The sequence below is a fragment of the Burkholderia sp. Bp8998 genome, from assembly GCF_003854235.1.
Classification (GTDB): Bacteria; Pseudomonadota; Gammaproteobacteria; order Burkholderiales; family Burkholderiaceae; genus Burkholderia.
Genome location: NZ_QTQF01000142.1, coordinates 1 through 1,005 on the forward strand (window position 1 = coordinate 1; position 1,005 = coordinate 1,005).

The window sequence follows — 1,005 nt, forward strand, 5'->3', positions numbered from 1 at the left end:
TGCATCGCGGCGAGGTCCTCGATCGGCACGGTACTCGCCGAATACATGCTGCCCATGTCGGTGCTGAGCCTCGCGAGGCCGCGCAAGCCCATCAGACCGATCGCCATCATCAGTGCTACGCAGACGCCGAGCATCAGCATGACCTTGAACCGGATCGTCCCCGCGTAAGCACCCATACGGCCAGCCCTTTAGTTTCGGATATGAATTGTCTGGTCTCGACGTCCGGTCATTCTCTGTCGTCGCCAAGTGGCGCTTCAGCGACCGCCGACACGGGTCATTGCGTCAGGCTTTCCTACTATAGGCATTGCACCAGCCCTTGCCCGCGACCTGCTTGCCCCCGAACATCGGGCAAGGCGCGAATGTGTCGCTCGGCTTGCCCTGATAGAGCGTGCAATTGCCGCAGATCTGTCCAGCGGCGTACTTCGCGTACTTCGCCTTGTCGACCTTGGTCGCGTCGGACCTGTAGCCGAGTGCCTGGGCCGTGGCATCACTGTCGGATACCTTCGGGGAATCGGCGAATGCGAGACGCGCAAGTACCAGACTCGAAGCGACACCGGCGGTCGTGATCATAAAAGTGCGGCGAGATTTCTTCATGCAAATTCTCATCGTTTAGAGAAATTAATTGCCGACAAACCGAGAAACTTCTGGGTATCAGTTGTAGAAATGAAGGCGTTACGCAATCTTCGCCATTTAATCCTATATAAGACGCGTCCATAAAAACGTCGAGACGGATTGCTTCATCGTGCGGCGAGACCTCTTCGCCGCGGCACACACGCGCCGCCTCGTGGACAGCGCGTGCCGCGATCAGGCCCGCGGCGGCACGGTCAGGTACGGCGCGCTCGACCCGGGCCTCGCGTCCTTGATCTCCATGCGCGCGATCGCCTGCAGATGCACCTCGTCCGGGCCGTCCGCGAAGCGCAGCGTGCGACCCAAGGTCCAGCTGTCGGCGAGCGGGGTGTCGGGGCTGATTCCCATCGCGCCGAACACCTGCATCGCGCGATCGCA

The 1,005-nt window shown here is 60.8% G+C and carries 3 protein-coding genes; all 3 read right to left on the reverse strand.

Annotation, left to right across the window (positions count from 1 at the left end; translation table 11 throughout):
* The coding region (locus tag DIE06_RS37810; RefSeq protein WP_185733583.1) for an MCP four helix bundle domain-containing protein at positions 1-176 on the reverse strand (176 nt) is incomplete at its 3' end.
* Between the two features lie 106 nt (positions 177-282).
* Complete coding sequence (locus DIE06_RS37815) at positions 283-594, reverse strand: high-potential iron-sulfur protein (RefSeq protein ID WP_124665745.1); 312 nt, start codon at positions 592-594, stop codon at positions 283-285.
* Between the two features lie 210 nt (positions 595-804).
* The coding region (locus DIE06_RS37820; protein WP_260433916.1) for an acyl-CoA dehydrogenase family protein at positions 805-1,005 on the reverse strand (201 nt) is incomplete at its 5' end.